The organism is Amycolatopsis vastitatis (genome assembly GCF_002234595.1).
Taxonomy (GTDB): Bacteria; Actinomycetota; Actinomycetes; order Mycobacteriales; family Pseudonocardiaceae; genus Amycolatopsis; species Amycolatopsis vastitatis.
This window is the reverse complement of the sequence record NZ_NMUL01000005.1, coordinates 150842-175635: the sequence shown is the minus strand read 5'-3', so window position 1 is coordinate 175635 and position 24794 is coordinate 150842. Positions and strand designations below refer to the sequence as shown.

The window sequence follows — 24794 nt, the reverse complement described above, 5'->3', positions numbered from 1 at the left end:
TGCCCGCATGAGCGGCCCACGGGTGTTCCGGCTGATCCAGCCCGTCGACGACATCGAGGTCGCCGTCGCGTTCTACGCGGCCGTCTTCGGCGACCCCGGCGAGCGGATATCCGTCAACCGGCACTACTTCACCTGCGGCGGCGTGGTGCTCGCCTGCGTCGAAGCCCCGCTCGAACACCGTGAGCCGCGGCCGCGGAAGGACCCGCGGATCGTCTACCTCGCGGTCGAGGACGTCGAGGAGACGTTCGAGCGGGTGCGTGCCGCCCAGCCGCGCTGGCTCGACGACGCCATCGAGACCCAGTTCTGGGGCGAACGCTCCTTTTACGCCGACGACCCGTTCGGCAACCCGCTGTGCTTCGTCCAGGAGGACACGCTCTACTTGGGCGGCCCCGTCGGCTGAGTGCCGTCGTCCGGGTGCAGCCGCATCGGCATGACGAACCAGAGGACGCCGAAGAGCAGCACGCACAGCACGCCCATGACGAACATGGCGATCCCGCCGTAGACCACCTTGGCGATCAGCGCGACGGTCGACGTGATCGCCAGCGCCAGGCAGACCAGCCCGACCAGCACGAGCCGGTTGCCGACGGTCAGGATCCGCTCCCGGCTGCCCGTGCGGAACAGCAGCCGGTGCCACGCCGCGGGCGCGGTCAGCAGGGCCGTGGCCGCCACCGCGAGGGCCACCGCGGACAGGTGCAGCGACTTCTCGAACCCGCTGGCGTCGTGGAACCGGTCGGTGAACACGACGGACAGCAGGAAGCCGAAGAGGATCTGCACCCCGGCCTGGGCGACACGCAGCTCTTGCAGCAGCTCGCCGACGTTGCGGGTGAGCTGCTCGTTGCGGGTTTCGCCGGTGTGTTCGGGCACGAATGCACAATAACCGGACGCGGGACGGTCCACCGGCCGGGAAATCCGTGACTTTCCCACGGCCCGGCCCGCCACTGTCCGAAATGGACTAGACCTCTTCCGTCAGAACCCCCAGGAGCGCTCGGGCACCACGCGGATGCGGACGGAGTACGCGGCGTCGAACGCCTCTGGGGTCTCGAAGCCGATCGCCGCGTAGCTGGAGCCGTACTTGCCGAGGTACCCGGGCGCGTCCGAGGCCTTCCCCGCCTCGACGTGCGCCTTCCCGGTGACGACGAGGATCGAGCCGCCGTGCTCGTCGCTGTTGAGGTGGAAGCTCACCTCGGGATTCGCTTCGATGTGCCGGAGCTTCGCGGTGCCGGGCCGGCTGAACAGCACGATGTCGTCGCCGTCGAGGACGAACCACACGGGCCGCGGCGCGGGCCGCCCCTTCGGCGTGACTGTTGTCAGCCAGGCGATCGGTTCGGCCGCCCGGCCGGCGAGGTTCGGTTCTGCCATGTCGGTACCCCCTTGGTCGTCGGTGTGTGACCCAGACAACCACGGGGCACCGACATTTTCTTCCCGCGTCAGCGCGACGCCACCCGCCGGGCGTACCGCGTCCCGGCCGCCAGCAGCACCAGCCCGGCGCCGAGGAACGCGCCGACCCTGGCCAGGCCATCGAGGGCCGACAGGTCGAACAGCACCAGCTTGAGGACCGCGGCGCCGACCAGGACCAGCCCGGTCACCCGCAGCCCGGCGACGTCGATCCCGCGCAGCAGCAGCACGAGGGCGGCGATCGTCCAGGAGACGGTGATCAGCGCGTGGCCGAGGAGGAACCCCGCCCGGTCCGGCACCGCCAGCAGCGACCCGCACAGCACCACCCCGGCCGCGCCGTACAGCGCCGAAACGCCGGCGAGGAGCCACACCGGCAGGTCGTGGGCCGGCCCCCGGAAGACCTCGAGACGAGCCGCCGCCCACGGCAGCGCGACCGACACGGCGAGGATGAGCGCGGCGACCGCGAGCGCGCCGGCCAGCTCGGCGACCGGCCGGGCCCGCGGGACGACCAGGAGTGCGGGCGTGACGTCGAAGAACACGCCGATCAGCCCGCCGACGGACGCGAACCCGAGCGCGGCGGCCAAGGCGACCCGGTTGCGGCCGGCCACCGCGGCCACGACCAGCAGCAGCGCCTCGCCGAGCAGCACCCCGGCGCGGGCCGGGCCGTCGAACTGCGTGACCGTCGCCTGCAGGATCGCCAGCGCCCCGGCCGGCCCGGCCAGGTGCCCGGCGAGCCCCGGCCACCAGCGCCGCGCCGCCCAGACGGCGAGCAGGACGACCCCGGCCCCGGCCGTGATCGGCACCGACTGGGCCTTCGGCAGCAGCAGCGCGGCGACCAGCGTCGGGACGACCGCCGTCGCGAGCAGCGAGAGCGCGGCGGGGTCGTTCTCGCGGCGGCGCAGCACGATCAGGGCGAGCGTGACGCCGGCGACCCCGGCACCCGCGGCCGCGGCGGTGTTGGCCCAGCTGCCGCCCCCGCCCAGCACCGCCGTGCTGATCACGGACGCGAACAGCGGCGGGACGCCGGCGGCGAGCGTCAGCGACGGCCAGTCGCGGCGCAGCTGCACCGGCGTCGTCGCGAGCTGGACCATCAGCAGGAAGGTGACCAGTTCGGGGGTGAACCCGCGGACGATCATCGGCGCGCACACGACGCAGCCGACGACGACGGCGGAGGCCAGCAGCGACGACTCCCAGCGCACGGCCACGAGCAGTCCGGCGGCGGCGACGGCCAGCCCGGCAGCGAGCCCGGCGAGCACCGGCAGGAACTCGTACAGCGTGGTCGCGGCGACGACGTCGAGGTAGAGCGTCGCGATGCCGGTGGCGGCCAGCGCGAAGGCCCCGGTGCGGCCGGCGGGCTTGCGGTGCAGCCACAGGCCGGTGCCGGTCAGCGCCAGGCCGAAGCCGGCCCCGACGAGAACCCGGGGAAGCGGCCCCAGCCAGCCCCGCTGGACCGCCAGCACGAGCAGCAGGACGACACCGAGCAGCGTCACGGCACCGCCCACCCAGGCGAGCACGCGGCTGCCCGCGCCCTCCTTGCCGAGCTTCGCGCCCAGCGTCTCCCGCGGAACGGGCAGGGAGGGCGGCGGGAAGTACTGCGGCTGGGGCGGCGGAGCGTACTGCGGGGGCGGCGGCTGCCACTGGTACTGCGGGAAGGGGATCGACTCGGGCCGCATCGGCCGAGGCTGCGGTTGCGGTTGAGGTTGAGGTGCTTGCTCCGGCTGTTCAGCAGGCTTGGGCGGTTCGGCCTGCCCCACCCGGACGGTCCGCAGTTCGGAACCCACCAGGGCGAGACGACGCCCCAGGTCGTCGATCTCGCCGGCGAGCCGGAGGAGCACCTCTGCTTCGGTGGTCATAGCGGACAGGGTCATGCACCGGCGTCCACCTGCGGATCCGTAGCACTACTCAAACCCGGGTCACGTCCTGGTCGCGGCCAGCACCTCGTCCATGGTCGTCATGATCGAGACGGTCTCGCCGAGCGGCATGAGCGAGCTTTCGGTCTCCCCAGCGGCCAGCAGCCGCGCCACCTCGTCGGCCTGGTGCCGCAGGCCACGGCCTTCATCCCGGTATTCGTGACGGCTCGGCTCGCCTTCGCGCGGAACGAACGTGAAGGACGCGGGAGCGTAGAACGGCCCGTCGATCTCGATGCGCCCGTCCGTGCCGACGATCGACGCCGTGGTCGGCGAAAGCGCGCTCAACGTGCAGGTCAGCACGGCCTGCGCGCCACCCGGGTAGCCGAACAGCATCGACATCTGCGCGTCGACACCGGTGAAGGCGGGCGTCGCCATGGCGGCGACGCGGTCGGGTGTGCCGAGCACCATCGACGCGAAAGACACCGGATAGATCCCCAGGTCGAGCAGGGCGCCACCACCCAGCTCAGGAGCGAAGAGCCGGAAGGCGGCATCCTCGGCGAACCACTGCCCGTGATCGGCGGCGACGGTGACCATCCGGCCGAGGCTCGGCAGCAGTTCCCGGACGTGCCGGATGTGCGGCAGGAACCGCGTCCACATGGCTTCCATGAGGAAGAGGTTCTTGCCGCGCGCCAGGTCGACGAGGTCACGCGCCTCCTCGGCGTTCATCGTGAACGGCTTCTCGACCAGCACGGGCTTGCCGGCCTCGAGCGCGAGCCGCGCGTTGCCGTGGTGCAGGGGATGCGGTGTGGCGACGTAGACGATGTCGACGTCCGGATCGTTCGCCAGGGCTTCGTAGCTGCCGTGACGCGTGGGAACGCGGTGCTGGTCCGCGAACCGTTCGGCGCTTTCGGCAGCGCGTGACCCGACGGCGGTGACGACGCCGGAATCGGTGAGCTTCAGGTCTTCCGCGAAGGCACCGGCGATGAGGCCGGTGCCCATGATTCCCCAGCGCAGGGGCTTGTCGGTCATGCCGGAACCCTAGGCGCGCCGCACCCCGATCGGCGTGATCGACACCACAGGCGACAATGGAGGACGTGACCGCCACCTTGAGCAAGCCCGCCCTGAAGATCGGCCCCTACCAGGTCGATCCCCCAGTGGTGCTCGCCCCGATGGCCGGCATCACCAACGTCGCCTTCCGGCAGCTGTGCGCCGAGTACGGCGCCGGCATCTACGTGTGCGAGATGATCACCGCCCGCGCCGTCGTCGAACGGCACCCCGGGACCATGCACATGATGACCTTCGGCGCGAACGAAAAGCCCAGGTCGATGCAGCTTTACGGGGTGGACCCGAAGACCATGGCCGAAGCCGTGCGGATCATCGTCGGCGAAGGGCTCGCCGACCACGTCGACTCCAACTTCGGCTGCCCGGTCGCGAAGGTGACGCGCAAGGGCGGCGGGGCGGCGCTGCCGTTCAAGCGGAAGCTGTTCGAAGCCATCGTCCGCGAGTCCGCCAAGGCCGCGGGCGACGTGCCGTTCACGGTGAAGTTCCGCATCGGCATCGACGACGACCACCGCACCTTCCTCGACGCCGGCCGCATCGCCGAGGCCGAGGGCGCCGCCGCCGTCAGCCTGCACGCGCGCACCGCCGCCCAGCGCTACTCCGGCCAGGCCGACTGGACCAAGATCGCCGCGTTGAAGGAAGCGGTGACCAGCATCCCGGTCCTCGGCAACGGCGACATCTTCAGCGCGGACGACGCGCTGCGCATGGTGGCGGAGACGGGCTGCGACGGCGTCGTCGTCGGCCGCGGCTGCCTCGGCCGGCCCTGGCTGTTCGGCGAGCTGGAAGCCGCCTTCGCCGGCCGTCCCCTGCCGACCCCGCCCAACCTCGGCGAAGTCGCTCGGGTACTGCGTCGCCACACGGAGCTGCTCGTCGAGCACGACGGCCACGACAAGGCCATGCGCGACATCCGCAAGCACATGGCCTGGTACCTGATGGGCTTCCCGGTCGGCTCCGAACTCCGCCGCGGCTTCGCGATGCTGTCCTCGATGCAGCAGCTGGACGACCTGATCGCCCAGCTCGATCACGACGCCCCCTTCCCCGAAGCCGCCACGGGGCCGCGCGGACGGCAGGGCTCCCCGGGCAAGGTCACGCTCCCGCACGGCTGGCTCGACGACCCGGACGACGACTGCGTCCCCGAAGCCGAGGACATGCACTCCGGCGGCTGAGGCGACCTGACATCGAGTGTCCGAGTATTGACAAGGTGACACAAGGTGGACACCATGATGTCATGGAGACCCACTAGTTTTGTCGTCGATCAACGGCATGATCGACGCATTCCGTGACGGGTCGCAGAGACCTCGGAGAAGGGGCACCTCATGGGTGCGGTCGGGACATATGCCCTTGCGGCCTGCACGGTGCTCGTCGCCCTCCGCATGATCGCCCGGCTCGTGGGCCTGTTGATCGTTCTTCGCGGGAGTGAACCGAAAGATCGTGTCCCGCTCATGCGCGAATACTTCCGGAAATAAATCATGAGCCCCGCACCTTCCGAGGCCGACAGCGAAATCGACGAAACAGTTCGTGAACTGAGCGAGCTTCGTCGGGGTCGCGGGATCTTCGCCACGGACATCGAGCAGCGCACCGGCCGGATCCTCCGGGAATCCTGTGCGATCCAGGCGACCGACACGGAACGCCAGATCAGGGAGAAACTGATCCAGGCGATCACGAGCCTGGCGACGATGCTGCCCGACGACCTGCAGCTGGCGGCGCTGACCGCCTTCGGCATGGAGGAGAGCACTTCGGGCGAGTTCCTCGACCAGCGCTTGAAGTGGCTCGCGGAGGCGCTCGGCCGGGATCCGCGAACCGCACGCAGGCGCGTCGACCTGGCCTTCCGGCGGATGGCCGAAGAACTGATCGAAAAGAAACGGTCCCCTTCGGACGATTACTCCGCCGAGCAGTGGCACACCGAATCAGTACGCGGCATATTCCGGCTCGACCTCGAGTTTCCCGTGCTGACCGAAATCCGCCGGATAGTGTCGTCGGTGAACGGACTGAACGAAATCCAGCTTCCCGCGACGGCGCCGCGGCGGACGCCGAGCCAGAAGGACCACGTCCGCGCCGATTTCGTGTACGGCGGAAGAATCCTCGAACACCGGCAGGCCTCTCCGAGCCACATGATCTTGACCGTCCAGCTCGCCAAAACTCTCCACATCGGCGAGCGCTACGAGTACTGCATCCAGTACACGGTCCTGTCTCCCGAACTGATGCACTCGTACTACTTCCTGACCCCGCTGCGGAAAACGAGCCACTTCAGCGCCCGCGTGAAGTTCGCCCGGGACCGGCTGCCCCGCCAGGTGTGGGCGGTCCACGGCATACCTCCGCGAGCGGCCGAAGAGATCAATTCCGAAGACGTCCCCGTGACGATCGATCGGATCGGCGAGGTGACGGCCGAGTTCGAAACGCTCAGGCAAGGCCTGACCTACGGACTGCGCTGGTCGGATTCCTGACCTGCGCGAGCCGCAGCAGGCTGATCCCGAACAGCAGCACACCCAGTGGGACGTGCACGGTCTTCACGTGCGCGATCCCCAGCGCGACCTGCGCCAGTACGAGCCCCAGGAACACGGCCGCGTGGAGGATCGGACGGGCCGAGCCGCCACCCGGCCGCCACGCCAGCACCGCGGCGACGACGTGCACCATCGCCACGACGAACACCGTGTACGCCGAGGCGCTGTGGAGAGCGTGCCCGCTCGGAACGGTCAGCAGCAGGCCGGCCGTGACCGGTGCGAGGAAGACGGCCAGGGTCTGCAGCGCGATCGTGACGCGCAAGAAGGTTGCCATGCGGACCCGACGACGCAGCCTCTCGAAACGTGAGGCGCACCGTGACATCTGTCAGCCCGAAGTCGTGGCGGACAGCATCCTTCCCGGGCCCGCCTTCGCGACAAGCTCTTCTCATGACGACGAAGACGAACCAGCCCGCCAGCTCCCTGGTCAAGACCCTCGCGATCGAGATCGCCGTTCCCACCGGCGTCTACTACGCACTCCACTCGTTCGGCGCGAGCGACTTCACCGCGCTCGCCGCCGCCGGCGTCTTCCCGCTGGTCCGGACGCTCTACCAGTTCGCCAAGGACCGCACGCTCAACGGCCTCGCCATCGTCGTCCTGGTCACGAACGTCGTCGGCATGCTGTTGACCTTCGTCTCCGGCGACGCCCGGATGATGATCGCCAAGGACTCGCTCGGCAGCGGCATCACCGGCCTGGTCATCCTCGTCTCCGCGTTCACCGCGGCCCCGATCATGACCAAGACCATGCGCCCCTTCCTCACTCGGGGCAATGCGGAACGGGAAGCCGCATGGGAACGCCTGAGCGGCACCGCGCGGTTCGACGCCGTCCTGCGGCGCTGCAGCGTGATCTGGGGCATCGGCTTCGCGCTGGAAAGCTCGGTTCGCATCGTCGGCGCGTTCACGCTGCCCGTCGCGACCATGGTCTGGCTGAGCACCACCATCTTCGCGGCCGCCTTCGCGGTCATCATGGTCATCTCCGGCAAGGTCGCCGAGAAGGCCGGGAAGATGATCGCCCACGAGGCGGAGGCCGAAGCCCAGGAGCTGGTGGCCGCTTGACCACCCGCGGCCGGACCTGTACAGGTGTGTACATGTTCAGCAAGCGGCAGCAGCTGGTCGGGGACCTCACCGACCTGATCCGCTCCGGGCAGCTCGCCCACGGCGAACGGCTCCCCGGCGAGAACCAGCTCGCCCTGCGGTACCAGGTCAGCCGCGGCACCGTGCGCAGCGCGTTGTCCGAGCTGCAGCAGCTCGAGCTCATCTCCACCCAGGCGGGCGTCGGTTCGTTCGTCACCTTCGACGGGGTCCAGCTCGACCAGCGGATCGGCTGGGCCCGGGCCCTCGCCGACGCCGGTGCGCCCGTCACCACCGAACTCCTCGGCATCGAGACCGTCGAAGACGCCGCCCTCGACGAGGAGTTCGGCGAGAAGACCTACGTCGCGATCCGGCGGGTGCGGCGGGAGCACACCCGCGGGATCTCGCTGGAAACCGCCACCGTGCCCGCCGTCGGACCGCTCGCCGCCCTCCCCGAAACGGGCCTGCGGGACGGTTCCCTCACCAAGACCCTCGAAGCCGCCGGGCGGATCTCCGTCGGCGGCGACCAGTGGATCAGCACCGAACGCCTCGATGGCTGCGCGGCCGAACTGCTGGGCCGCGCCATCGGCGAACTCTTCCTCCGGGCCGAACGCACCTCCGTCGACGTCGAAGGCCGGCTCGTCGAGCGCGTCGTCAGCCTGCTCGACCCGGACCGCTTCCAGTTCCACCTCACCTTCGGACACCGATGAGCGCGCGGGACCGGGCGCTCGGCGCGTTCACCGGGCTGGCCGTCGGTGACGCGCTCGGCATGCCAACACAGTCGATGTCCCGCGCCGCCATCGCCGCGACCTACGGCCCGGTGACCGGCCTGCTCACCGCCGTCGCCGAGCAGCCGGTCGCGCCGTCGATGCCCGCCGGGTCGGTCACCGACGACACCGAGCAGGCCGTCCTGCTGGCCCGCCTGCTCATCGACGGCCGCGGCACCGTCGACCCGCACGTCTTCGCCGACGCCCTGCTGATCTGGGAGGCGGACATGGTCCGCCGCGGCTCCGCGGACCTGCTCGGCCCGTCCACCAAGCGGGCGCTTTCCCGGCTGCAGGACGGCGTCCCGGCGGACGAAGCCGGCCGCACCGGGACGACCAACGGCGCGGCCATGCGGGTCACGCCGGTCGGCATCGCCACACCTTCCGAAGACCTGCACACGCTGGTCGACGCCGTCGTCACGACCGCGCGGGTCACGCACAACACCAGCCTCGGCATCGCGTCGGCCGCCGCGGTCGCCGCCGCCGTTTCGGCCGGCGTGGACGGCGCGAGCCTGGCCGAAGCCCTCGACGCGGGCGAGCGCGCGGCCGTCGTCGGCGGGGAACGCGGGCACTGGGCGCCCGGCGGCGAGATCGCCGCCCGGATCCGGTGGGCACGGGGCTGGGTGCGCGGCATGGCCCCGGCCGCCGTCGCCGACGCGGTCGCGCGGGTGATCGGCACGTCGGTCGCGTCGCAGGAGTCCGTCGTGGCCGCCTTCGCGCTGGCCGAAGCCATGGGCGACGACCCGCCCGCGGCGCTGCGCCTGGCCGCCGGGCTGGGCGGCGACACCGACACCGTCGCCGCGATCTGCGGCGCGATGCTCGGTGCCGCGCACGGCATCGGCGCCTTCCGCCCCGACGTCGTCGAGACCGTGCTCGCCGTCAACCGGCTCGAATTCGGGCCGCTCGTCGACGAACTCCTGAAGCTGCGCCGTCGATGACCGGGCGGCTGGTGCACACCGGACAGGTCGTCGTCGACCTCGTCATGGCGGTCCCGGCCCTGCCGCCCCGCGGCGGTGACGTCCTCGCTTCGTCGACGAATCTGTTGCCTGGCGGCGGTTTCAACGTGATGGCCGCCGCCGCGCGGTCCGGTGCCGACGTGCTTTACGCGGGAAGCCACGGCACCGGCCCCTTCGGCGACCTAACCCGCGCCGCCCTCGCGGCCGAAGGCGTGGCCGTGGCGCACGAACCACTGTCCGAAGTGGACACCGGGATCGTCGTCGTTCTCGTCGACGCGAGCGGTGAACGCACCTTTGCCACGGGCACGGGCGCCGGCGGACGGCTGCACGCCGAACTGCTCGACCGAGTCACCCCAAAGAATGACGACGTCGTGTACGTGAGCGGATACAGTTGGTTGCACGAGATCAATCGCGCGGCCCTCATCGAGTGGCTGCCCCGGCTGCCCGGATCGAAGATCCTTTTCGATCCCGGCCCGCTCATCACCGACATCAACCCTGGAGACCTTCGTGACTTGCTGTCCACAATAGACATACTGAGCTGCAACGCCCGCGAAGCCGAGGTGCTGGGCGAGCTGCCGCCCGTCGCCGTCGTCCGCGAAGGCGCGAAGGGCTGTCGCGTCCACGAACACGGCCGGATCACCGACGTCCCCGGGTTCCCGGTCGAGGTCGTGGACACCACCGGCGCCGGCGACACGCACTGCGGTGTACTGGCCGCGGAGCTGCTGCGCGGCAGTAGCCTCCTCGACGCCGCCGTGCGCGCCAACGCGGCGGCCGCGCTGTCGGTGACCCGCCACGGCCCCGCGACCGCGCCCGGCCGCGAGGAGATCGACCACCTGCTGGAGGCCACGCGATGACCGGTTCTCGCAAGCTCGAGGTGGAGACCAACGGCCTCGACGTCATCGACGACGCCGAGCGCCGCGGGACGCCACGCCAGCTGTTCTGGCCCTGGTTCGGCGCGAACGTCTCGGTGCTCGGGCTGAGCTACGGCTCGTTCACCCTGGGCTTCGGCATCTCGTTCTGGCAGGCGCTGATCGCCGGCGTCGTCGGCATCCTCTTCTCGTTCCTGCTGTGCGGGTTCATCGCCATCGCGGGCAAACGCGGGTCGGCACCGACGATGCTGCTCTCGCGCGCAGCCTTCGGCGTCCGCGGCAACCGGCTGCCGTCGGCGATCTCGTGGCTGCTCACGGTGGGCTGGGAAACCGTGCTGACGGCGTTGGCGACGCTGGCCACGGCGACGGTGTTCGAACGCCTCGGCTGGGGCGGCGGGACACCGACGAAGGTGGTCGCGCTGGTCGTCGTGGCCGCGCTGACCGTCGCCGCCGGGGTGCTCGGCTTCGACGCGATCATGCGGCTGCAGACGTGGATCACCTGGATCACCGGCGTGCTCACGGTCGTCTACGTCGTCCTCGTGGCCGGCGACGTGCACTGGGACGCGGTCCGGGCGCTGCCGTCCGGCTCGCCGCAGCAATGGGTCGGCTCGCTGGTGTTCCTGATGACCGGCTTCGGTCTCGGCTGGGTCAACGCGGCCGCGGACTACTCGCGCTACCTGCCGCGGTCGTCGTCGAGCCGCGGCGTGGTCGGCTGGACGGCGTTCGGCGCGTCGGTGGCACCGCTGGTGCTGCTGGTCTTCGGGCTGCTGCTGGCCGGGTCCTCGCCGGACCTGAACAAGGCGATCGCGGCGGACCCGATCGGCGCGCTGACGACGTTGCTGCCGCTGTGGTTCCTGGTGCCGTTCGCGATCGTCGCGGTGCTCGGCCTGGTCGGCGGCGCGGTCCTGGACATCTATTCGTCCGGGCTGGCGCTGCTCTCGGCCGGGCTGCGCGTGCCGCGGCCGGTGGCGGCGCTCGTCGACGGCGTGATCATGGTGCTCGGCACGGTCTACATCGTGTTCTTCGGCGGCGAGTTCCTCGGCCAGTTCCAGGGTTTCCTGGTGACGCTGGGCGTGCCCGTCGCGGCGTGGTGCGGCGTGATGCTCGCGGACGTCCTGCTGCGGCACCGCGACTACGCCGAGCAGGAGCTGTTCGACCCGGCCGGCCGGTACGGCGACGTCCGGGTCGGGCCGATCGCGCTGGTGCTGGTGGCCACCGCGCTCGGCTGGGGCCTGGTGACGAACACGTCGGCGGACTGGCTGAAGTGGCAGGGCTACCTCCTCGAGCCGTTCGGCCTCGGCGGCCGGGACGGCTCGTGGGCGTTCGCGAACCTCGGCGTCCTGCTGGCGCTGGTGCTCGGCTTCGCCGTCACGCTGCTGACCCGGCCGCGCGTCCGCGCGCAGGAGGCGGCGTGAAGGCGATCCTGGCGGTCATCGACCTGCAGAACGTCTTCGCGGACCCGGCGAGCCCGTGGTTCACCCCGCGCTTCGCCGAAATCGTGCCGCGGATCCAAAGCCTGGTGACGGCGTTCGGCGACGACGTCGTGTTCACCCGGTTCGTCGCGCCCCGGCAGCCGGAAGGGGCGTGGAAGCAGTACTACGCGCGGTGGCCGTTCGCCCTGCAGCCGCCGCACGCACCGCTGTACCAAGTGGTCGACAGTTTCCAGCCATCGTCCACTGTGGACGCGACAACGTTCGGCAAGTGGCACGCGCGCATGGCGACCCGGGTGGGCGGCGCGAGCCTGGTCCTGGCGGGCGTGTCGACGGACTGCTGCGTCCTTTCGACGGCGCTGGCCGCGGCGGACGCGGGCGTCGACGTCACAGTGGTGGCCGACGCGTGCGCGGGTGCCGACGACACGAGCCACGCGAAGGCCCTCGACATCATGCGGCTGTACGGCCCGCTGGTGAAGGTGGCCACGACCGCCGAGGTGCTGGGCTAGCCTTGGCTCGGTGAGCCTCGAAGCCTCGGCGATCGCGTTGACCACGGCGGTGGTGAAGGCCGCCGCCAAGATCTGGCTCGGGGATCGCCCGATCGCCGCGGACGCTTCGGCCAAAGCGCTCGACCTGCTGGAGAAGCAGGTCACCGGGCTCAACGACCGCCGCAAGCTCCGGCTGCTGTTCACCAACCTCGAATCCCGGGTCGCCGATCGGCTGCTGCCCTTCCTCGACGTCGAGTTTCGCGCGTTGCCGGAGAACGAGCGCGCGGCCGCGGTGGACGCGGTGCACGAGACGTTCGAACGGGCCGCGTTGACCGATGACGACCTGTTCGCCGCCGACCTCGATGCCGCGTACCTCTACCGCTACCTGCTCCGGACCGTCCCCGGCGTCACCAGGCTCCTCTCGGCCGACGCGACCGAGCTGGACCAGCGGGTGCTGCGGGAATGCTGCGCGTACCTGGTGCAGGTGACGAGCACCCTGCCGCGCTTCCAGCCGGGCGCGCTCGTCAAGATCCTACGTTCCCGGCCTCGAAGACTTGCAGACGCTGTCCTATTTGGACCAGCCGCACCAGCTCGATTTCCGGCGCTGCCCGCACCTCCGGGACATCCGGGCCCTGCTCCGCTGGGCCGGCAGCCTGACCCGGCTCGGCTTCGCCGAATGCCCCGACGTGGATCTGAGCTCGCTTTCCTCCCTGACCGGACTCCGGGTGCTGGACCTCTCGGGCACTCCCATTCCGGACCTTCGGCCCGTGGCCGGTCTCGGCGAACTCCGGGAGCTGCACTTGTCCAGCACCAGAGACATCGATCTGAGTCCTCTCGCCGACCGGCCCGACCTCAAGGTGCAAGTGACCATTCACCCCACGCTCTTCGACTGAGACGCAGCAGCAAGCGATAAGTTCGGACCGTGATCGACCACATCAGCATCCCCACCGAGGCCGGTTCCTTCGACGCCATCGCGGCCGGGCCCGAGGACGGACGGCCCGTGCTGCTGCTGCACGGCTTCCCCGAAGCCGCCATCGAGTGGGAGCACCAGGTCGCCACCCTCGGGGTGCTCGGGTTCCGGGCCGTCGCGCCGGACCAGCGGGGGTACTCGCCGGGCGTGCGGCCCGAGCAGGCGGGCGACTACTCGATCGATCACCTCGTCGGGGACGTCGTCACCATCACGGAAGCACTGGGCTGGCCGAAGTTCGACCTCGTCGGGCACGACTGGGGTGGCGCCGTCGCGTGGTGGACCGCCGACGCGCACCCGGAGCGGCTGCGCAGCCTCACCGTCGTGTCGACGCCGCACCCCGCCGCGCTCGCCGACGCCATGAAGACCGACGAGGACCAGTACCTGCGGACCCGCTACATGACGGAGTGGCGGCAGACCCGCGTCACCGAGCGGCGGATGCTGGAGAACGACGCCCGTGCGCTGCGCGACATGTTCGAGCGGCGCGTGTCGCCGTCCAAGGTCGACGACTACGTGCGGCGGCTGGCCGAGCCGGGCGCGCTCACCGCCGCGCTCAACTGGTACCGCGCGGGCCGGCCGGGCGGGAAGATCGGCAAGATCTCCGTGCCGACGCTGTACATCTGGAGCACCGAAGACGTCTCGTTCGGCTCCACCGCCGCGCTCGACACCGCCAACCAGGTCACCGGGCCCTACCGCTTCGAAATGCTCGAAGACGTCACGCACTGGGTTCCCGAAGAGGCTCCGGAGGCCGTCACCACGCTGCTCGTCGAGCACCTCAACGCGCGGTGACGGCGCGTCACCCCGCCGGGCGGACGGACCGTAACCCACCCGCCTTGCGGTACGGCCCACCGCGGGCCGTCGTGTTCACTGGGCGGGTGGACACCGCGACCGAACCCGAGACCGAGCAGATCGTCTTCGTCACCGAGGACGGCGTGCCCACCGGCGAGACCGGCCCGAAACTGGCCAGCCACCACGAACACACCCGGTTGCACCTGGCCTTCTCGTGTTACGTGCTGCGCCGCGACGACAACGCTCTGCTGATCACCCAGCGCGCCCTCCACAAGAAGGTCTGGCCGGGTGTCTGGACCAACAGCGTCTGCGGCCACCCCGCCCCCGGCGAGCCCCTCGAGGACGCCGTCGTCCGGCGCGCGGCGTACGAGCTCGGGCTGCCCGCGCTGTCCGGGCTGCGCTGCGTGCTGCCGGCCTACCGCTACCGGACGCCGCCGTTCCAGGGGATCGTCGAGAACGAGTTCTGCCCGGTGTTCGCCGCGTGGGCCGACGCCGAGCCGTCGCCGAACCCAGCGGAAGTCGGAGACTGGCGATGGGTCGCTTGGACCGACTACACCGAGCTACTGAACGATCCGACGGCTGATGTGAGTTACTGGGCAAAGGATCAGTTCTCCCAGCTCAAGGGCATTGAGCCGTTCTCCGGACTCGGAACCCGAGACTCCGAAGAGTAATCGATCGGCTCCCGTTTGAGCGAAATTCACCTTCGTCCGCACCGACGCCTCAAGCGCGGCCTCCGCCGCGACGACAACCAATGCGTGGTGGAGGTGGGCGTGGTTGCCGAGAGCGAAGGCGCGATGCCCTGGCCCGGCAGCCCGCCGCCCCAGCAGCCGGACCTGCTCCGCCTGCACGAGGCCATCGCCGGTCTCTTCGCGACCCAGGGCGACTGGCGCCGCGCCTACCAGCACCTGCGGTCCGCGCTGGACATCGCCCGCGACGGCAGCCTGCGCGACGCGCTGACGTCGAGCTACAACCGCCGTTACCTCGACGAGCGGCTGTACGGACCGTTCACCGACCGGCAAGCGGCCCGTTCGCCGCTGGGCATCGCGCTCGTCGACCTCGACCGCTTCAAGAGCGTCAATGACACGTACGGTCACCTCGTCGGCGACCGCGTGCTCCGCCGGGTCGCCGATCTGCTCCAGGAGAACCTGCCGCCGGACGGCTTCTGCGCCCGCTACGGCGGCGAGGAGTTCGTGCTGTGGCTGCCCGGGGTCGACGCGGGACACGCCGTCCGCATCGTCGACGACGCCCGCCTCCGCGTCGCCCGTCATCCCTGGTCAGAACTCCAGCCGGGGCTGCGGGTGACCATCAGCGCCGGACTGGCGCACCACGCACCGGGATCCGGGACTACGCCCACATCACCGGAGCGGCAGCTGCGCAGCGCGGACACCTTGCTTTATGCGGCCAAACGTGCGGGCCGGAACAAAGTGGCCTATCACGACGCGCAAACGACGCAGTTAATGACCCACTCTGAGTAACGCAAACACCGCATTACTCCGCTTTGACGAGCAGGTGCATCACCCGTTTGTCGACGCACACCGGCCGTTCGTCGACTCAAGGTGAAGAAAATTCCGGGAGGGTGTCGTCACGAACGGGGGGTATCCGTACGATAACGAAAACCTCCCGGGGAACGATCACTTCCCGCGGGGGAAGACGGCCATGAAGACCTGTGTTCGAAAGGAGACCGAGTGCCGGACGAGCACGACAGCCCGGGAACCGGTCGCCGCCTCGACGGACCGGCGCGGCCCCGGGCCGGCAGGCGCCGGTCGATGGAAGACCAGGGCGGGATCAGCGTCTCCGACGTCGTCGCGAAGACCACCGGCGTCCGCCCCCTGCCGGTCCGCGAGCAGCAAGACCGCTCCGACCAGCCGGGACAGCGCGGCCGCGCCGCCGAACCACCCGCTCCGGCGGCTCCCGCCCGGGCCGCACGACCGCCGCGTGCGGCGCGGCCCGCGCAGGCTCCCGCCGAAGACCCAGTACCCACGGACGCCACACGTCAATCGCGCCCGCCGCGACCGCGTCAGCCGCGCCGCACGACCGCCGCCGCCCCGCTGCCCGAGGCCCCGCTCCAGCGCCGCCCGGCCGCGAACACGGGCCAGCAGACGTCGGCCGCACCCCAGCCGCCGCGTCGGCCCCGCCGCCCGGCCGCCGAAGCTGCCGCGCCCCAGGCCGCCGAGGGCGTCACGCCTCGCCGTCCCGCCGGCCCGGCAGCCCGGAGACCGGCAGCCGTCCCCGAGGGGGCCGCCCCGGCACCCGACGCACCGGCCCGGCCCCTGGCCGCCGGCGTGCCGCCGCGCGCCGAACTCGACCCGCTGACCATGACCGACGAGATGGAAGCGATCGACGAGGCGACGCAGTACCGTCGCAAGATCGACCACACGCTCGCTCGGTTCTCGGCCGCGCACGACGAGATGGAAGCCGAGGAGGCGAAGCGACGCGAACGCCGTGAGCGCCTCTCGCCGGCTTCACTGCTCGAAAGCACGCGTACGGCGCTTCAGCGCGTCGTCACTCCGACGCCGTCAGCGGAAGAAGAGGCCGACGCCGCCGAGAAGGCCGAGCAGGCCCGGCTGCTGGAGAAGAAGCGGCGGAAGATCGAGCGCTCGGCCCGGTTCGGCCGGATCGCCGCGGCCGTCGTCGCCGGTCTCGTGTTCCTCGGCATCGGCGGCGCGTGGGGCGCCCAGACGTACTTCGACGCCAAGTTCACGCAGGTCTCCGCGCTGGACGAGAACTCGGCCGACATCCAGGACGCCGCCGCGCAGGCCAACGACGAGAACTTCCTGATGGTCGGCTCCGACACCCGCGACGGCGCCTCCGACGAGGAAGGCGTCGGCACCGCCGACAGCACCCCGGGGGCGCGCTCGGACACCGTGATGGTGGCGCACGTCCCGGCCGACCGGAAGCGGGTCGTCGTCACGTCGTTCCCGCGCGACCTCGAGATCAACCGGCCCGAGTGCCAGCGCTGGGACCCGGTCCAGAACAAGACGACCGAGGAGAAGGTCCCCGCGCAGAAGATCGCCAAGCTCAACACCGCGTACGCGGTCGGCGGGCCGGCGTGCGTGACCAAGGTGATCCAGCAGATCACCGGCCTGCGGATCAACCACTTCGTCGGCATCGACTTCAACGGCTTCAAGGAGATGGTCGACGCGGTGCACGGCGTCACCATCCACAACGAGATCCCGATCGACGACGGCATCCTCGGCAAGGTGCTGCTGCAGACCGGCGACGTGACGATCTCGGGCGACCAGGCGCTGAACTTCGTCCGCGCCCGGCACGTCAAGGGTGACCCCACGTCGGACTACGGCCGCATCAAGCGGCAGCAGGAGTTCATCGGCGCGCTGCTGAAGAAGGTCATGTCGTCGGACGTCGTGCTCGACCCCGGCAAGCTCAGCGACTTCATCACGGCGTTCGCGAAGGCCACCTTCGGCGACAACCTCGGCGTCAAGCAGATGATGACGCTGGCGCAGTCGATGAAAGGCCTGGACCCGACGAAGATCACCTTCCTCACCGTGCCGACGACCGGCATGGCCAACAGCCGCGGCAACGAGGTCCTCGTCCTCAGCAAGACGAAGTCCCTCTTCGACGCGCTGCGCAACAACACCGCGCTGCCCGACCCGAACGCGCCGGTCCCGCGCAGCGAGCAGGCCCCGCCGACCAGCACGCCGAAGTCGAAGAGCAGCGGAAGCTCGAAGTCGACCACCACCCGGAAGAGCGGCAGCACGGGCTGATCCGCGAGGATCGTTAGACCGGGTTCACGTGCGGTTCACCCGGCGATGCGGTATTCGGTCACGGTTGGCCGTAGGGTTGGGCCATGCGTGAGGCTTACCATGTCGAACTCGAACAGCTCGCCGACCACCTGGCCGCGATGTCCGTCCAGGTCGCCGACGCCATGGAGCGCGCCACACGGGCACTGCTGGAGGTCGACCTCAGTCTCGCCGAGCAGGTGATCAGCGACGACGCCAAGGTCGACGACGCCCGTGCCCAGTGCGAGGAGCAGGCGTACGCGCTGCTCGCCCTCCAGGCCCCGGTGGCGACCGATCTGCGTACCGTGCTGGCGGCGATCCACGCCGCGGAAAGCCTGGAGCGGATGGGCGACCTGGCCCTGCACGTGGCGAAGGCCGCGCGGCGCCGTCACCCGGAGCCGGTGCTGCCCGACTCAGTCCGGCCGTACTTCGCCGAGATGGGCGAGGTCGCGGTCAAGCTGGCCCGCCAGACCGAGCAGGTCATCCACTCCAAGGACGTCGAAGCGGCGAAGACGATCGAGTCCGAAGACGACCAGGTGGACGACATCCACCGCCACCTGTTCACGGTCATCATGGACCGCGACTGGCCGCACGGCGTGGCCGCGGCGGTCGACGTGACGTTGCTGGGCCGCTTCTACGAGCGCTACTCCGACCACGCGGTGTCGGTCGCGAAGCGGATGATCTTCGTGGTCACCGGCAAGATGCCGGGCTACGGCTCCGACGAAGACCTCTGAGCCGCACCGACGAAAAGGGCCCCTGGCCACTCGGTCAGGGGCTTTCTCATGCGCCCGAAGCGCCCCAATGTGGCGTTGGTTGCGTCCAACGCACCGAACGCCACATTGGGTGCGTTGGACGCACCGAACGCCACATTGGGGCGCATGAGAACCGGCGCGACTGTCCTTTTCGGACTCAGCCGAAGCGACCGGAAATGTAGTCTTCCGTGGCTTTTTCGTTCGGGTTGGAGAAGATCTTCTCCGTGTCGTTCAGTTCCACCAGCCGGCCCGGCTGGCCGACGCCGGCGAGGTTGAAGAACGCCGTCTGGTCGGAAACCCGCGCCGCCTGCTGCATGTTGTGCGTGACGATGACGATCGTGTAGTCCTTCTTCAGCTCACCGATCAGGTCCTCGATCGCCAGCGTCGAAATCGGGTCCAGGGCCGAGCACGGCTCGTCCATCAGCAGCACGTCCGGCTGGACCGCGATCGCGCGGGCGATGCACAGCCGCTGCTGCTGGCCGCCCGAGAGGCCGCCGCCCGGCTTGTTGAGGCGGTCCTTGACCTCGTTCCAGAGGTTCGCGCCGCGCAGGGCGCGCTCGGCGATGTCGTCGAGGGCCTTCTTTCCCTTGGTGCCACCCAGCTTCAGCCCGGCGACGACGTTGTCCTTGATGGACATCGTCGGGAACGGGTTGGGGCGCTGGAACACCATGCCGATCGTGCGGCGCACCTGCACCGGGTCGACCGCCGACGCGTAGATGTCCTCGCCGTCGAGCAGCACCTGGCCGTCCACGCGGGCGCCGGGGATGACTTCGTGCATGCGGTTGAGCGTGCGCAGCACCGTCGACTTGCCACAGCCCGACGGGCCGATGAACGCGGTGACGTTGCGCGGCGGCACCGACAGGGTGACACCGTCCACGGCGTGGAACTTGCCGTAGTAGATGTCGACGTCCTTGACATCGAGTCGTTTGGCCATCAGGAACAGCTCACTTCTTCTTCGGGGCGACGAGGCGCGCGAACACGGTGGCGAGGAGGTTGATCAGCGCGATGATGAGCACCAGGGTCAGGGCCGCGCCCCAGATCCGGTCGAAGCCGACCGAGCCGGGGTCCATCGGGTTGCTGACGCGCTCGTTGTTCATCAGCAGGGGCAGCGCGGCCTGCTCGCCGTGGAAGATGTCCCAGTTCGTGTAGGCCGAATAGCCGACGAGCACCAGCAGCGGCGCGGTTTCGCCCATCACGCGGGCCAGCGCCATCATGACGCCGCCGACGATGCCGGACAGCGCTGTCGGGAGCACGATCTTCATGATCGTCTTCCACTTCGGCACGCCCAGCGCGTACGACGCCTCGCGCAGGTCGTCCGGGACGATCCGCAGCATCTCCTCCGACGAGCGGACGACCACCGGGATCATCAGCAGCACCAGGGAAAGCGACACGGCGAAACCGCTGCGCGGCATGCCGAGCGTGGTGATCCACAGCGCGTAGATGAACAGCGCGGCCACGATGGACGGAACACCGGAAAGGATGTCCACCATGAACGTCGTGGCCTTGGCGAGCCGGCCGTTGCGGCCGTACTCGACGAGGTAGATCGCGACGAGCATGCCGATCGGCACGGCGATGATCGCGCAGACGAGGCCCTGCAGCAGGCTGCCGATGATGGCGTGCAGCACGCCGCCGCCGACCTCGTCGGACAGCACGTCCCCGAAGTCCTCGGTCCACCAGTTGCTGTACGGGATGCGCTTGATGCCGTTGACGACCACCGTGTAGAGCACCCACACCAGCGGGACGACGGCGATCAGGAACGAGAGCCAGACCAGCGTGGTCGCGAGCCCGTTCTTGATCTTGCGGGCCGGGCTGACCTGCTGGAACGCCGGAGTCGACGCGGGCGCTTCGAGCGAGGTGACGGACATGCTCAGTCCCCCTTCTTGCCGATGACGGACCGCGCCGCGAAGTTCACGACGAAGGTGAGCACGAACAGCACCAGGCCGGCCGCGATGTACGCGCCGGCCGAGACCTCGTTGTTGAACTCGCTGTAGTTCGCGGCGATCTTCGACGCGAAGGTCGCGCCACCGTCGAAGAGGCTCCAGTCGAAGTTCTTGCCCTGCGGGATCAGCAGGATCACGGCCAGCGCGATCGTCTCGCCCAGCGCTCGGCCGAGGCCGAGCATGGACGCGCCGACGTACCCGGCCTTGCCGAACGGCAGCACCGTGGTCCGGATGACCTCCCAGCGGGTGGCGCCCAGCGCCAGCGCGCCCTCGATGTGCGGGGTCGGCGTCCGCTCGAACACCTCGCGCGAGAGCGAGGTGATGATCGGCAGGATCATCACGGCCAGCACGATGCCGGCGGTGAAGATCGTGCCGCGCACGCTCGGCGCGACGTTGCCGGGAGCCAGCAGCGGGAACCACGAGAACGTGTCGTTGACCCACTGCGTGAACGGCTCGATCGCCGGCGCGAAGACCAGGATGCCCCAGAGACCGAAGATGATCGACGGGACCGCGGCGAGCAGGTCGATGACGTACGCGAACGGCCGCGCGAGCCGCGGCGGCGCGTACTGGGTCAGGAACAGCGCGATGCCCAGCGAGATCGGCATCGCGATGACCAGCGCCACGAGCGACGTCGCCACGGTGACCTCGAGCAGGTCGAGGATGCCGAACGACATGTTCGCCGGATCGCTGGTGGACCAGCCGTGGTTGGTCAGGAAGTTGGCCTTGTCGGCCTTCAGCGCCGGGATCGCCTGGATCAGCAGGAAGAGCCCGATCAGGCCGATCAGGCCGACGACGAAGATCCCGGCCCCGGTGGTCAGGTTCTGGAAGATGCGGTCACCGGGCCGCACCTTCTTCGGTTTCTCGCTCGCGGGCGGCTGCGGCGCCGCCGGGGAGCCTGGTTGCTCCGAAATCGGGACCTCCGGGGGCGTCGTGGCGGACGACGAACGCCCACCGGGGTCGCCGGTGGGCGTTCGCGTCGAGGATGACTCGCTCATCAGCTACTTCTGACCAGCCTCTATCACTCGTTAGTCAGTCGCAACGCCGGTCAGGAGATCGCCTTGACGGCGGTCAGGACCTTGGTCTGCAGCGACTGCGGGATCGGCACGTACCCCTTGGCGGACAGCGGCTGCTGACCGTCGGTCGCGGCCACCGTCAGGAACGCCTTGACGGCCTTCGCGACGTCCGGGTTCGAGTACTTCGAGCAGACGATCTCGTAGGTCGTCAGCAGCAGCGGGTAGGCACCCGGGGTGTTGCTGGCGTAGATGCCGTTGAGGTCGAGCGCGAGGTCGTTCGTGCCGTCCTTGAGGAACTTGGCCGCGTCCAGGGACTTCGCCACGTTCTCCGAGGAGAGCTCGACGCCGCCGGAGCCGCTGTCGATCAGGGCGGGGGTCAGGCCGTCCTTGGCGAACGCACCCTCGACGTAGGTGATGCCGCCGTCGGAGGCCTTCACCGCGGTCGCGACGCCGTTGGAGCCCTGCGCACCGTTGCCGACGCCACCGTTGAACTTCTTGCCGGCACCCTTGGTCCAGTCGGCCTTCGCCGCCGCGCCCAGGTACTTCTGGAAGTTGTCGGTGGTGCCCGACTCGTCGGAGCGGGAGACGACCTGGATGGCCTTGTCCGGCAGGTTCAGGCTCTCGTTGCCCTTGACCGCCTTGATGGCCGGGTCGTTCCACTTGGTGATGGCGCCACTGAAGATCTTGGCGGTCACCGACGGGGTCAGCGTCAGCTTGTCCACACCGGACAGCTTGTAGGCGACCGCGATCGGGCCGACGACCAGCGGGATGTTCCAGGCGTCGCTGGCGCAGCGGGCCTTGGCAGCCGCGGCGTCGGCGTCCTTGATCGGCGAGTCCGAGCCGCCGAAGTCGATCTGGTTGGCGTTGAACTGCTTGACGCCCGCGCCCGAGCCGCTCGGGTTGTAGTTGACCTGCTGGCCCTTGCACTTCTTGCCGTACTGCTGCGTGAAGATGTCGATCGCGTTCTTCTGCGCCGACGAACCTTCCGCGGAAAGCGGGCTCTTGCCGCCGCACTCGACGTCGGCCGTGCCCGTCGCGGCCGGGGCGGCAGCGGAGTTGGAGCTGCTGCTGTTGGTCGCCGCGGGGTCGGAACCACAGGCGGCGAGCACGAGGGCGGCGCTCGCGACGATGCCCACCGCGCTCAGGGGCCGCATGATCTTCACTGCTGTTTCCTCCATCAGGAGCTTGACCGGGTCGTCGCGGCGTGCTGCCGCGCCGGATCCGGACATTAGGCAGCCCCGGTGGACGGTCTCCCCTGTCCGGATGAACGGAAAGTGAACAAGCCCTGGGATGTGAGGAGCGCGACTAGCCTGAGAGAGGCCCGTGTCCCGCCCGTGACCTGCGCGTTCGCGCACCGTGACGGACTGTTCGCGCGGCGTCCATCGTGTTCACCGACCGTACTGGACGTCGGTTTCGTGACGGGCAAACCCGAGCTTGGTGTAGACCGCCAGAGCCGGTGCGTTGTCGCCCTCGACGTACAGGATGATCTGCCGCAGCCCCCGGCTCGCGAGGTACCGCAGCCCGGCCAGCGTCAGCGCCCGGCCGAGGCCGCCGCCCTGCGCGGCGGGGTCGACGCCGACGACGTAGACCTCGCCGACGCGCTCGCCGTCGAACCGGCCCGGCGTCGGCTCGTGCACCTTCGTCCAGTGGAAGCCGATCACCTCGCCGCCTTCTTCAGCGAGAAAGAAGCCGTCGGCGTCGAACCACGGCCGCTGTTCGTCGGCGCGCACGTCGTCGACGGTCAGCGCGCCCTGCTCGGGGTGCCAGTCGAAGGCCCGCGCGTTGACCCCGACCACGGCGTCCTCGTCCTGACCCGGCACGAACGTCCGCAGCGAGACGCCGTCGCGCAGCACGGGCTCCGGCCAGTCCGCGCCTTCGACGCGGGTGTGGAGGATCAGCAGCTCGCGCTTGCGCTCCAAGCCGGCCTTCTGGGCCAGCCGCCGCGCTCCCGGGTGGTCGCCGTGCGCCCAGACGCGGAACCCGACCGCGGCACGCTCGTCGAGCGCCTGAAGCAGCTTCGCGCCGTAGCCGCGGTTGCGGTGGACTGGGTGCACGAACAGCTCGGCGACCTGGTGCCCGAACGAGTTACCGGTCGTGTTGAGGTGGGCGTAGCCGACGACGTCGCCCTCGACGCAGGCGACGAGGTGCTCACCGCCGTCGAACTCGCCGGGCAGCGGGCCCCCGGGCTCGACCTCGGGCCGCCCGTCCGCCTCGCGCACGGCCAGCAGCAGCCCGCGGACGTCCTCGAGCTGCTTCTCGTCCAGTTCCTGGCGCCACTCGCCGTCTCCGCTCACCCTGCGACCGTACCCGCGCGCGGCGCAACGCGACGGCTGTGCGAGACGTCTTCTGTGCGCGGAAGGGGGATCAGTGCGTGAGTTCGGGAGTATCGGCCGGGGCCTCGGCGGCCGCCTGCGCGGGCACGCCCGCCGGACGCGGCGCGCCGCTCTTGGCCGGCCGCTCGAACTTGTAGCCGACGTTGCGCACGGTCCCGATCATCTGCTCGTGCTCGGGGCCGAGCTTGGCGCGCAGCCGCCGGACGTGCACGTCGACCGTGCGGGTGCCGCCGAAGAAGTCGTAGCCCCAGACCTCCTGCAGCAGCTGGGCGCGGGTGAACACCCGGCCGGCGTGCTGCGCGAGGTACTTGAGCAGCTCGAACTCCTTGTAGGTCAGTTCGAGGGTGCGCTTGCGGAGACGCGCGGTGTAGGTGGCCTCGTCGATGACCAGCTCGCCGACCCGCAGCTCGGCGTCGACCTGCTGGGAACCACCGTCGCGGGTCGTCACCAGCCGCAGCCGGGCGTCGACCTCGGCCGGGCCCGCGGTGGGCAGCAGGATGTCGTCGGTGCGCCACTCGGCACTCACGGCGACGAGCCCGCCCTCGCCGACGACGGCGATGATCGGGGTGGCCGCCTCGTCCTCGCCCGTGCCCTTGAGCAGGCGGCAGAGGCTCTTCGCCGAGGCCAGATCGCTGCGTGCGTCGAGGAGGATCACATCGCGGTGACCCGCGTCGAGCAGGGCCGTCACCTCGGGAGCGCGGACGCGTACGGTGTGCGGCAGCAGGTCCAGCGCGGGCAGCACCGAGGTGGCGTCGGCCTCCGCAGTCAGTACCAGAAGGTCCAGGCTCATCAGCCGCACCGCCTTCTCGAGTCGTCGCCGCTCAGCGGCGTTGGTCGGTGCTAAGTGAGAATAGCGGCTGAACGGCCGGGCACCTAACCCTTG

At 70.0% G+C, this 24794-nt stretch carries 26 protein-coding genes and 1 pseudogene; 16 read left to right on the top strand and 11 right to left on the bottom strand.

Translation table 11 applies throughout. The annotated features are described in order from the left end of the window. Positions 1-7 precede the first annotated feature (7 nt). The gene (locus tag CF165_RS04425) at positions 8-400 is read left to right on the top strand and encodes a VOC family protein (protein ID WP_093946112.1); all 393 of its coding nucleotides are present in this window, start codon (positions 8-10) and stop codon (positions 398-400) included. Here the strand turns inward: CF165_RS04425 and CF165_RS04420 are convergent. The 4 genes from CF165_RS04420 to CF165_RS04405 all read right to left on the bottom strand — a co-directional run bounded on the left by CF165_RS04420 (position 376) and on the right by CF165_RS04405 (position 4274). Continuing rightward, entirely contained in the window at positions 376-864 is a 489-nt protein-coding gene (locus CF165_RS04420) for a DUF6328 family protein (protein ID WP_167441354.1), read from the bottom strand. The genes CF165_RS04425 and CF165_RS04420 overlap by 25 nt on opposite strands. Before the next feature lie 102 nt (positions 865-966). Next, positions 967-1359, bottom strand: a complete 393-nt coding sequence (locus tag CF165_RS04415; RefSeq protein ID WP_093946110.1) for a TIGR03667 family PPOX class F420-dependent oxidoreductase — start codon at positions 1357-1359, stop codon at positions 967-969. Positions 1360-1427: 68 nt separating this feature from the next. Then, a complete protein-coding gene (locus tag CF165_RS04410) occupies positions 1428-3263 on the bottom strand; it encodes a DUF2339 domain-containing protein (RefSeq protein WP_093946109.1) in 1836 nt (611 codons plus the stop codon). Positions 3264-3308: 45 nt separating this feature from the next. After that, positions 3309-4274, bottom strand: a complete 966-nt coding sequence (locus CF165_RS04405; protein ID WP_093946108.1) for a Gfo/Idh/MocA family protein — start codon at positions 4272-4274, stop codon at positions 3309-3311. Positions 4275-4330: 56 nt separating this feature from the next. Between CF165_RS04405 and dusB the strand changes: the two genes are divergently transcribed. Both dusB and CF165_RS04395 read left to right on the top strand, forming a co-directional pair. Beyond that, positions 4331-5470 (top strand): tRNA dihydrouridine synthase DusB, encoded by a 1140-nt coding sequence (dusB, locus tag CF165_RS04400; RefSeq protein WP_093946107.1) that lies wholly within the window; start codon positions 4331-4333, stop codon positions 5468-5470. A gap of 303 nt (positions 5471-5773) precedes the next feature. Further along, positions 5774-6748: a hypothetical protein gene (locus CF165_RS04395; RefSeq protein ID WP_093946106.1), complete on the top strand. Its 975-nt coding sequence runs from the start codon at positions 5774-5776 to the stop codon at positions 6746-6748. On the opposite strand, the gene CF165_RS04390 is transcribed toward CF165_RS04395, so the two are convergent. After that, positions 6705-7079, bottom strand: a complete 375-nt coding sequence (locus tag CF165_RS04390; protein WP_093946105.1) for a hypothetical protein — start codon at positions 7077-7079, stop codon at positions 6705-6707. The genes CF165_RS04395 and CF165_RS04390 overlap by 44 nt on opposite strands. A gap of 113 nt (positions 7080-7192) precedes the next feature. Here CF165_RS04390 and CF165_RS04385 point away from each other — a divergent pair, with 113 nt between their 5' ends. From CF165_RS04385 to phoU, 13 genes and pseudogenes are all read left to right on the top strand, one after another. Then, positions 7193-7858, top strand: a complete 666-nt coding sequence (locus CF165_RS04385; protein ID WP_093946104.1) for a VC0807 family protein — start codon at positions 7193-7195, stop codon at positions 7856-7858. Positions 7859-7890: 32 nt separating this feature from the next. Next, complete coding sequence (locus CF165_RS04380) at positions 7891-8583, top strand: GntR family transcriptional regulator (protein WP_167441353.1); 693 nt, start codon at positions 7891-7893, stop codon at positions 8581-8583. After that, positions 8580-9575, top strand: coding sequence for an ADP-ribosylglycohydrolase family protein (locus CF165_RS04375; protein ID WP_093946102.1), 996 nt, complete (start codon positions 8580-8582; stop codon positions 9573-9575). The genes CF165_RS04380 and CF165_RS04375 overlap by 4 nt, the downstream gene beginning before the upstream one ends. Beyond that, positions 9572-10447, top strand: a complete 876-nt coding sequence (locus CF165_RS04370; RefSeq protein ID WP_093946101.1) for a PfkB family carbohydrate kinase — start codon at positions 9572-9574, stop codon at positions 10445-10447. The genes CF165_RS04375 and CF165_RS04370 overlap by 4 nt, the downstream gene beginning before the upstream one ends. Next, positions 10444-11877 carry a purine-cytosine permease family protein gene (locus CF165_RS04365; RefSeq protein ID WP_093946100.1) on the top strand — a complete coding sequence of 478 codons (1434 nt, stop codon included), beginning with the start codon at positions 10444-10446 and terminating at the stop codon, positions 11875-11877. The genes CF165_RS04370 and CF165_RS04365 overlap by 4 nt, the downstream gene beginning before the upstream one ends. Continuing rightward, positions 11874-12401 (top strand): cysteine hydrolase family protein, encoded by a 528-nt coding sequence (locus CF165_RS04360; RefSeq protein WP_093946099.1) that lies wholly within the window; start codon positions 11874-11876, stop codon positions 12399-12401. The genes CF165_RS04365 and CF165_RS04360 overlap by 4 nt, the downstream gene beginning before the upstream one ends. Positions 12402-12411: 10 nt before the next feature. Beyond that, positions 12412-12876 (top strand): annotated as a pseudogene (locus CF165_RS54040) (NACHT N-terminal Helical domain 1-containing protein); the annotation flags it as partial. Positions 12877-12934: 58 nt separating this feature from the next. Next, the gene (locus CF165_RS51060; protein WP_158226732.1) at positions 12935-13273 is read left to right on the top strand and encodes a leucine-rich repeat domain-containing protein; all 339 of its coding nucleotides are present in this window, start codon (positions 12935-12937) and stop codon (positions 13271-13273) included. A gap of 29 nt (positions 13274-13302) precedes the next feature. Continuing rightward, entirely contained in the window at positions 13303-14136 is an 834-nt protein-coding gene (locus CF165_RS04350; protein WP_093946098.1) for an alpha/beta fold hydrolase, read from the top strand. A gap of 86 nt (positions 14137-14222) precedes the next feature. Next, entirely contained in the window at positions 14223-14807 is a 585-nt protein-coding gene (idi, locus tag CF165_RS04345) for an isopentenyl-diphosphate Delta-isomerase (RefSeq protein WP_093946097.1), read from the top strand. A 99-nt stretch (positions 14808-14906) separates the two neighbouring features. Next, positions 14907-15611 carry a GGDEF domain-containing protein gene (locus CF165_RS04340; protein ID WP_093946402.1) on the top strand — a complete coding sequence of 235 codons (705 nt, stop codon included), beginning with the start codon at positions 14907-14909 and terminating at the stop codon, positions 15609-15611. A gap of 807 nt (positions 15612-16418) precedes the next feature. Beyond that, positions 16419-17858 carry an LCP family protein gene (locus tag CF165_RS04330; protein WP_093946095.1) on the top strand — a complete coding sequence of 480 codons (1440 nt, stop codon included), beginning with the start codon at positions 16419-16421 and terminating at the stop codon, positions 17856-17858. 83 nt (positions 17859-17941) lie between these two features. Then, positions 17942-18607 (top strand): phosphate signaling complex protein PhoU, encoded by a 666-nt coding sequence (gene phoU / locus CF165_RS04325; protein WP_093946094.1) that lies wholly within the window; start codon positions 17942-17944, stop codon positions 18605-18607. Between the two features lie 175 nt (positions 18608-18782). Here the strand turns inward: phoU and pstB are convergent, their stop codons facing one another. The 6 genes from pstB to CF165_RS04295 form a co-directional block, all read right to left on the bottom strand. After that, positions 18783-19559 (bottom strand): phosphate ABC transporter ATP-binding protein PstB, encoded by a 777-nt coding sequence (gene pstB / locus CF165_RS04320; RefSeq protein WP_093946093.1) that lies wholly within the window; start codon positions 19557-19559, stop codon positions 18783-18785. A 10-nt stretch (positions 19560-19569) separates the two neighbouring features. Next, complete coding sequence (pstA, locus tag CF165_RS04315; protein WP_093946092.1) at positions 19570-20490, bottom strand: phosphate ABC transporter permease PstA; 921 nt, start codon at positions 20488-20490, stop codon at positions 19570-19572. Positions 20491-20492: 2 nt separating this feature from the next. Beyond that, on the bottom strand, positions 20493-21413 hold the full coding sequence (gene pstC, locus CF165_RS04310; protein ID WP_093946401.1) for a phosphate ABC transporter permease subunit PstC: 921 nt from the start codon (positions 21411-21413) through the stop codon (positions 20493-20495). Between the two features lie 197 nt (positions 21414-21610). Then, positions 21611-22741 carry a phosphate ABC transporter substrate-binding protein PstS gene (gene pstS, locus CF165_RS04305; RefSeq protein WP_093946091.1) on the bottom strand — a complete coding sequence of 377 codons (1131 nt, stop codon included), beginning with the start codon at positions 22739-22741 and terminating at the stop codon, positions 21611-21613. A 225-nt stretch (positions 22742-22966) separates the two neighbouring features. Continuing rightward, positions 22967-23872: a mycothiol synthase gene (gene mshD, locus CF165_RS04300; RefSeq protein ID WP_093946090.1), complete on the bottom strand. Its 906-nt coding sequence runs from the start codon at positions 23870-23872 to the stop codon at positions 22967-22969. A gap of 70 nt (positions 23873-23942) precedes the next feature. Then, positions 23943-24701, bottom strand: a complete 759-nt coding sequence (locus CF165_RS04295) for a winged helix-turn-helix transcriptional regulator (RefSeq protein ID WP_167441352.1) — start codon at positions 24699-24701, stop codon at positions 23943-23945. Between the last annotated feature and the right edge of the window lie 93 nt (positions 24702-24794).

Coding starts and splice junctions, on each gene's coding strand:
- CF165_RS04425 (WP_093946112.1), top strand. CDS start 8: ATGAGCGGCCCACGGGTGTTCCGGCTGATCCAGCCCGTCGACGACATC.
- CF165_RS04415 (WP_093946110.1), bottom strand. CDS start 1,359: ATGGCAGAACCGAACCTCGCCGGCCGGGCGGCCGAACCGATCGCCTGG.
- CF165_RS04410 (WP_093946109.1), bottom strand. CDS start 3,263: ATGACCCTGTCCGCTATGACCACCGAAGCAGAGGTGCTCCTCCGGCTC.
- CF165_RS04405 (WP_093946108.1), bottom strand. CDS start 4,274: ATGACCGACAAGCCCCTGCGCTGGGGAATCATGGGCACCGGCCTCATC.
- dusB (WP_093946107.1), top strand. CDS start 4,331: ATGGAGGACGTGACCGCCACCTTGAGCAAGCCCGCCCTGAAGATCGGC.
- CF165_RS04395 (WP_093946106.1), top strand. CDS start 5,774: ATGAGCCCCGCACCTTCCGAGGCCGACAGCGAAATCGACGAAACAGTT.
- CF165_RS04390 (WP_093946105.1), bottom strand. CDS start 7,079: ATGGCAACCTTCTTGCGCGTCACGATCGCGCTGCAGACCCTGGCCGTC.
- CF165_RS04385 (WP_093946104.1), top strand. CDS start 7,193: ATGACGACGAAGACGAACCAGCCCGCCAGCTCCCTGGTCAAGACCCTC.
- CF165_RS04380 (WP_167441353.1), top strand. CDS start 7,891: ATGTTCAGCAAGCGGCAGCAGCTGGTCGGGGACCTCACCGACCTGATC.
- CF165_RS04375 (WP_093946102.1), top strand. CDS start 8,580: ATGAGCGCGCGGGACCGGGCGCTCGGCGCGTTCACCGGGCTGGCCGTC.
- CF165_RS04370 (WP_093946101.1), top strand. CDS start 9,572: ATGACCGGGCGGCTGGTGCACACCGGACAGGTCGTCGTCGACCTCGTC.
- CF165_RS04365 (WP_093946100.1), top strand. CDS start 10,444: ATGACCGGTTCTCGCAAGCTCGAGGTGGAGACCAACGGCCTCGACGTC.
- phoU (WP_093946094.1), top strand. CDS start 17,942: ATGCGTGAGGCTTACCATGTCGAACTCGAACAGCTCGCCGACCACCTG.
- pstB (WP_093946093.1), bottom strand. CDS start 19,559: ATGGCCAAACGACTCGATGTCAAGGACGTCGACATCTACTACGGCAAG.
- pstA (WP_093946092.1), bottom strand. CDS start 20,490: ATGTCCGTCACCTCGCTCGAAGCGCCCGCGTCGACTCCGGCGTTCCAG.
- CF165_RS04295 (WP_167441352.1), bottom strand. CDS start 24,701: ATGAGCCTGGACCTTCTGGTACTGACTGCGGAGGCCGACGCCACCTCG.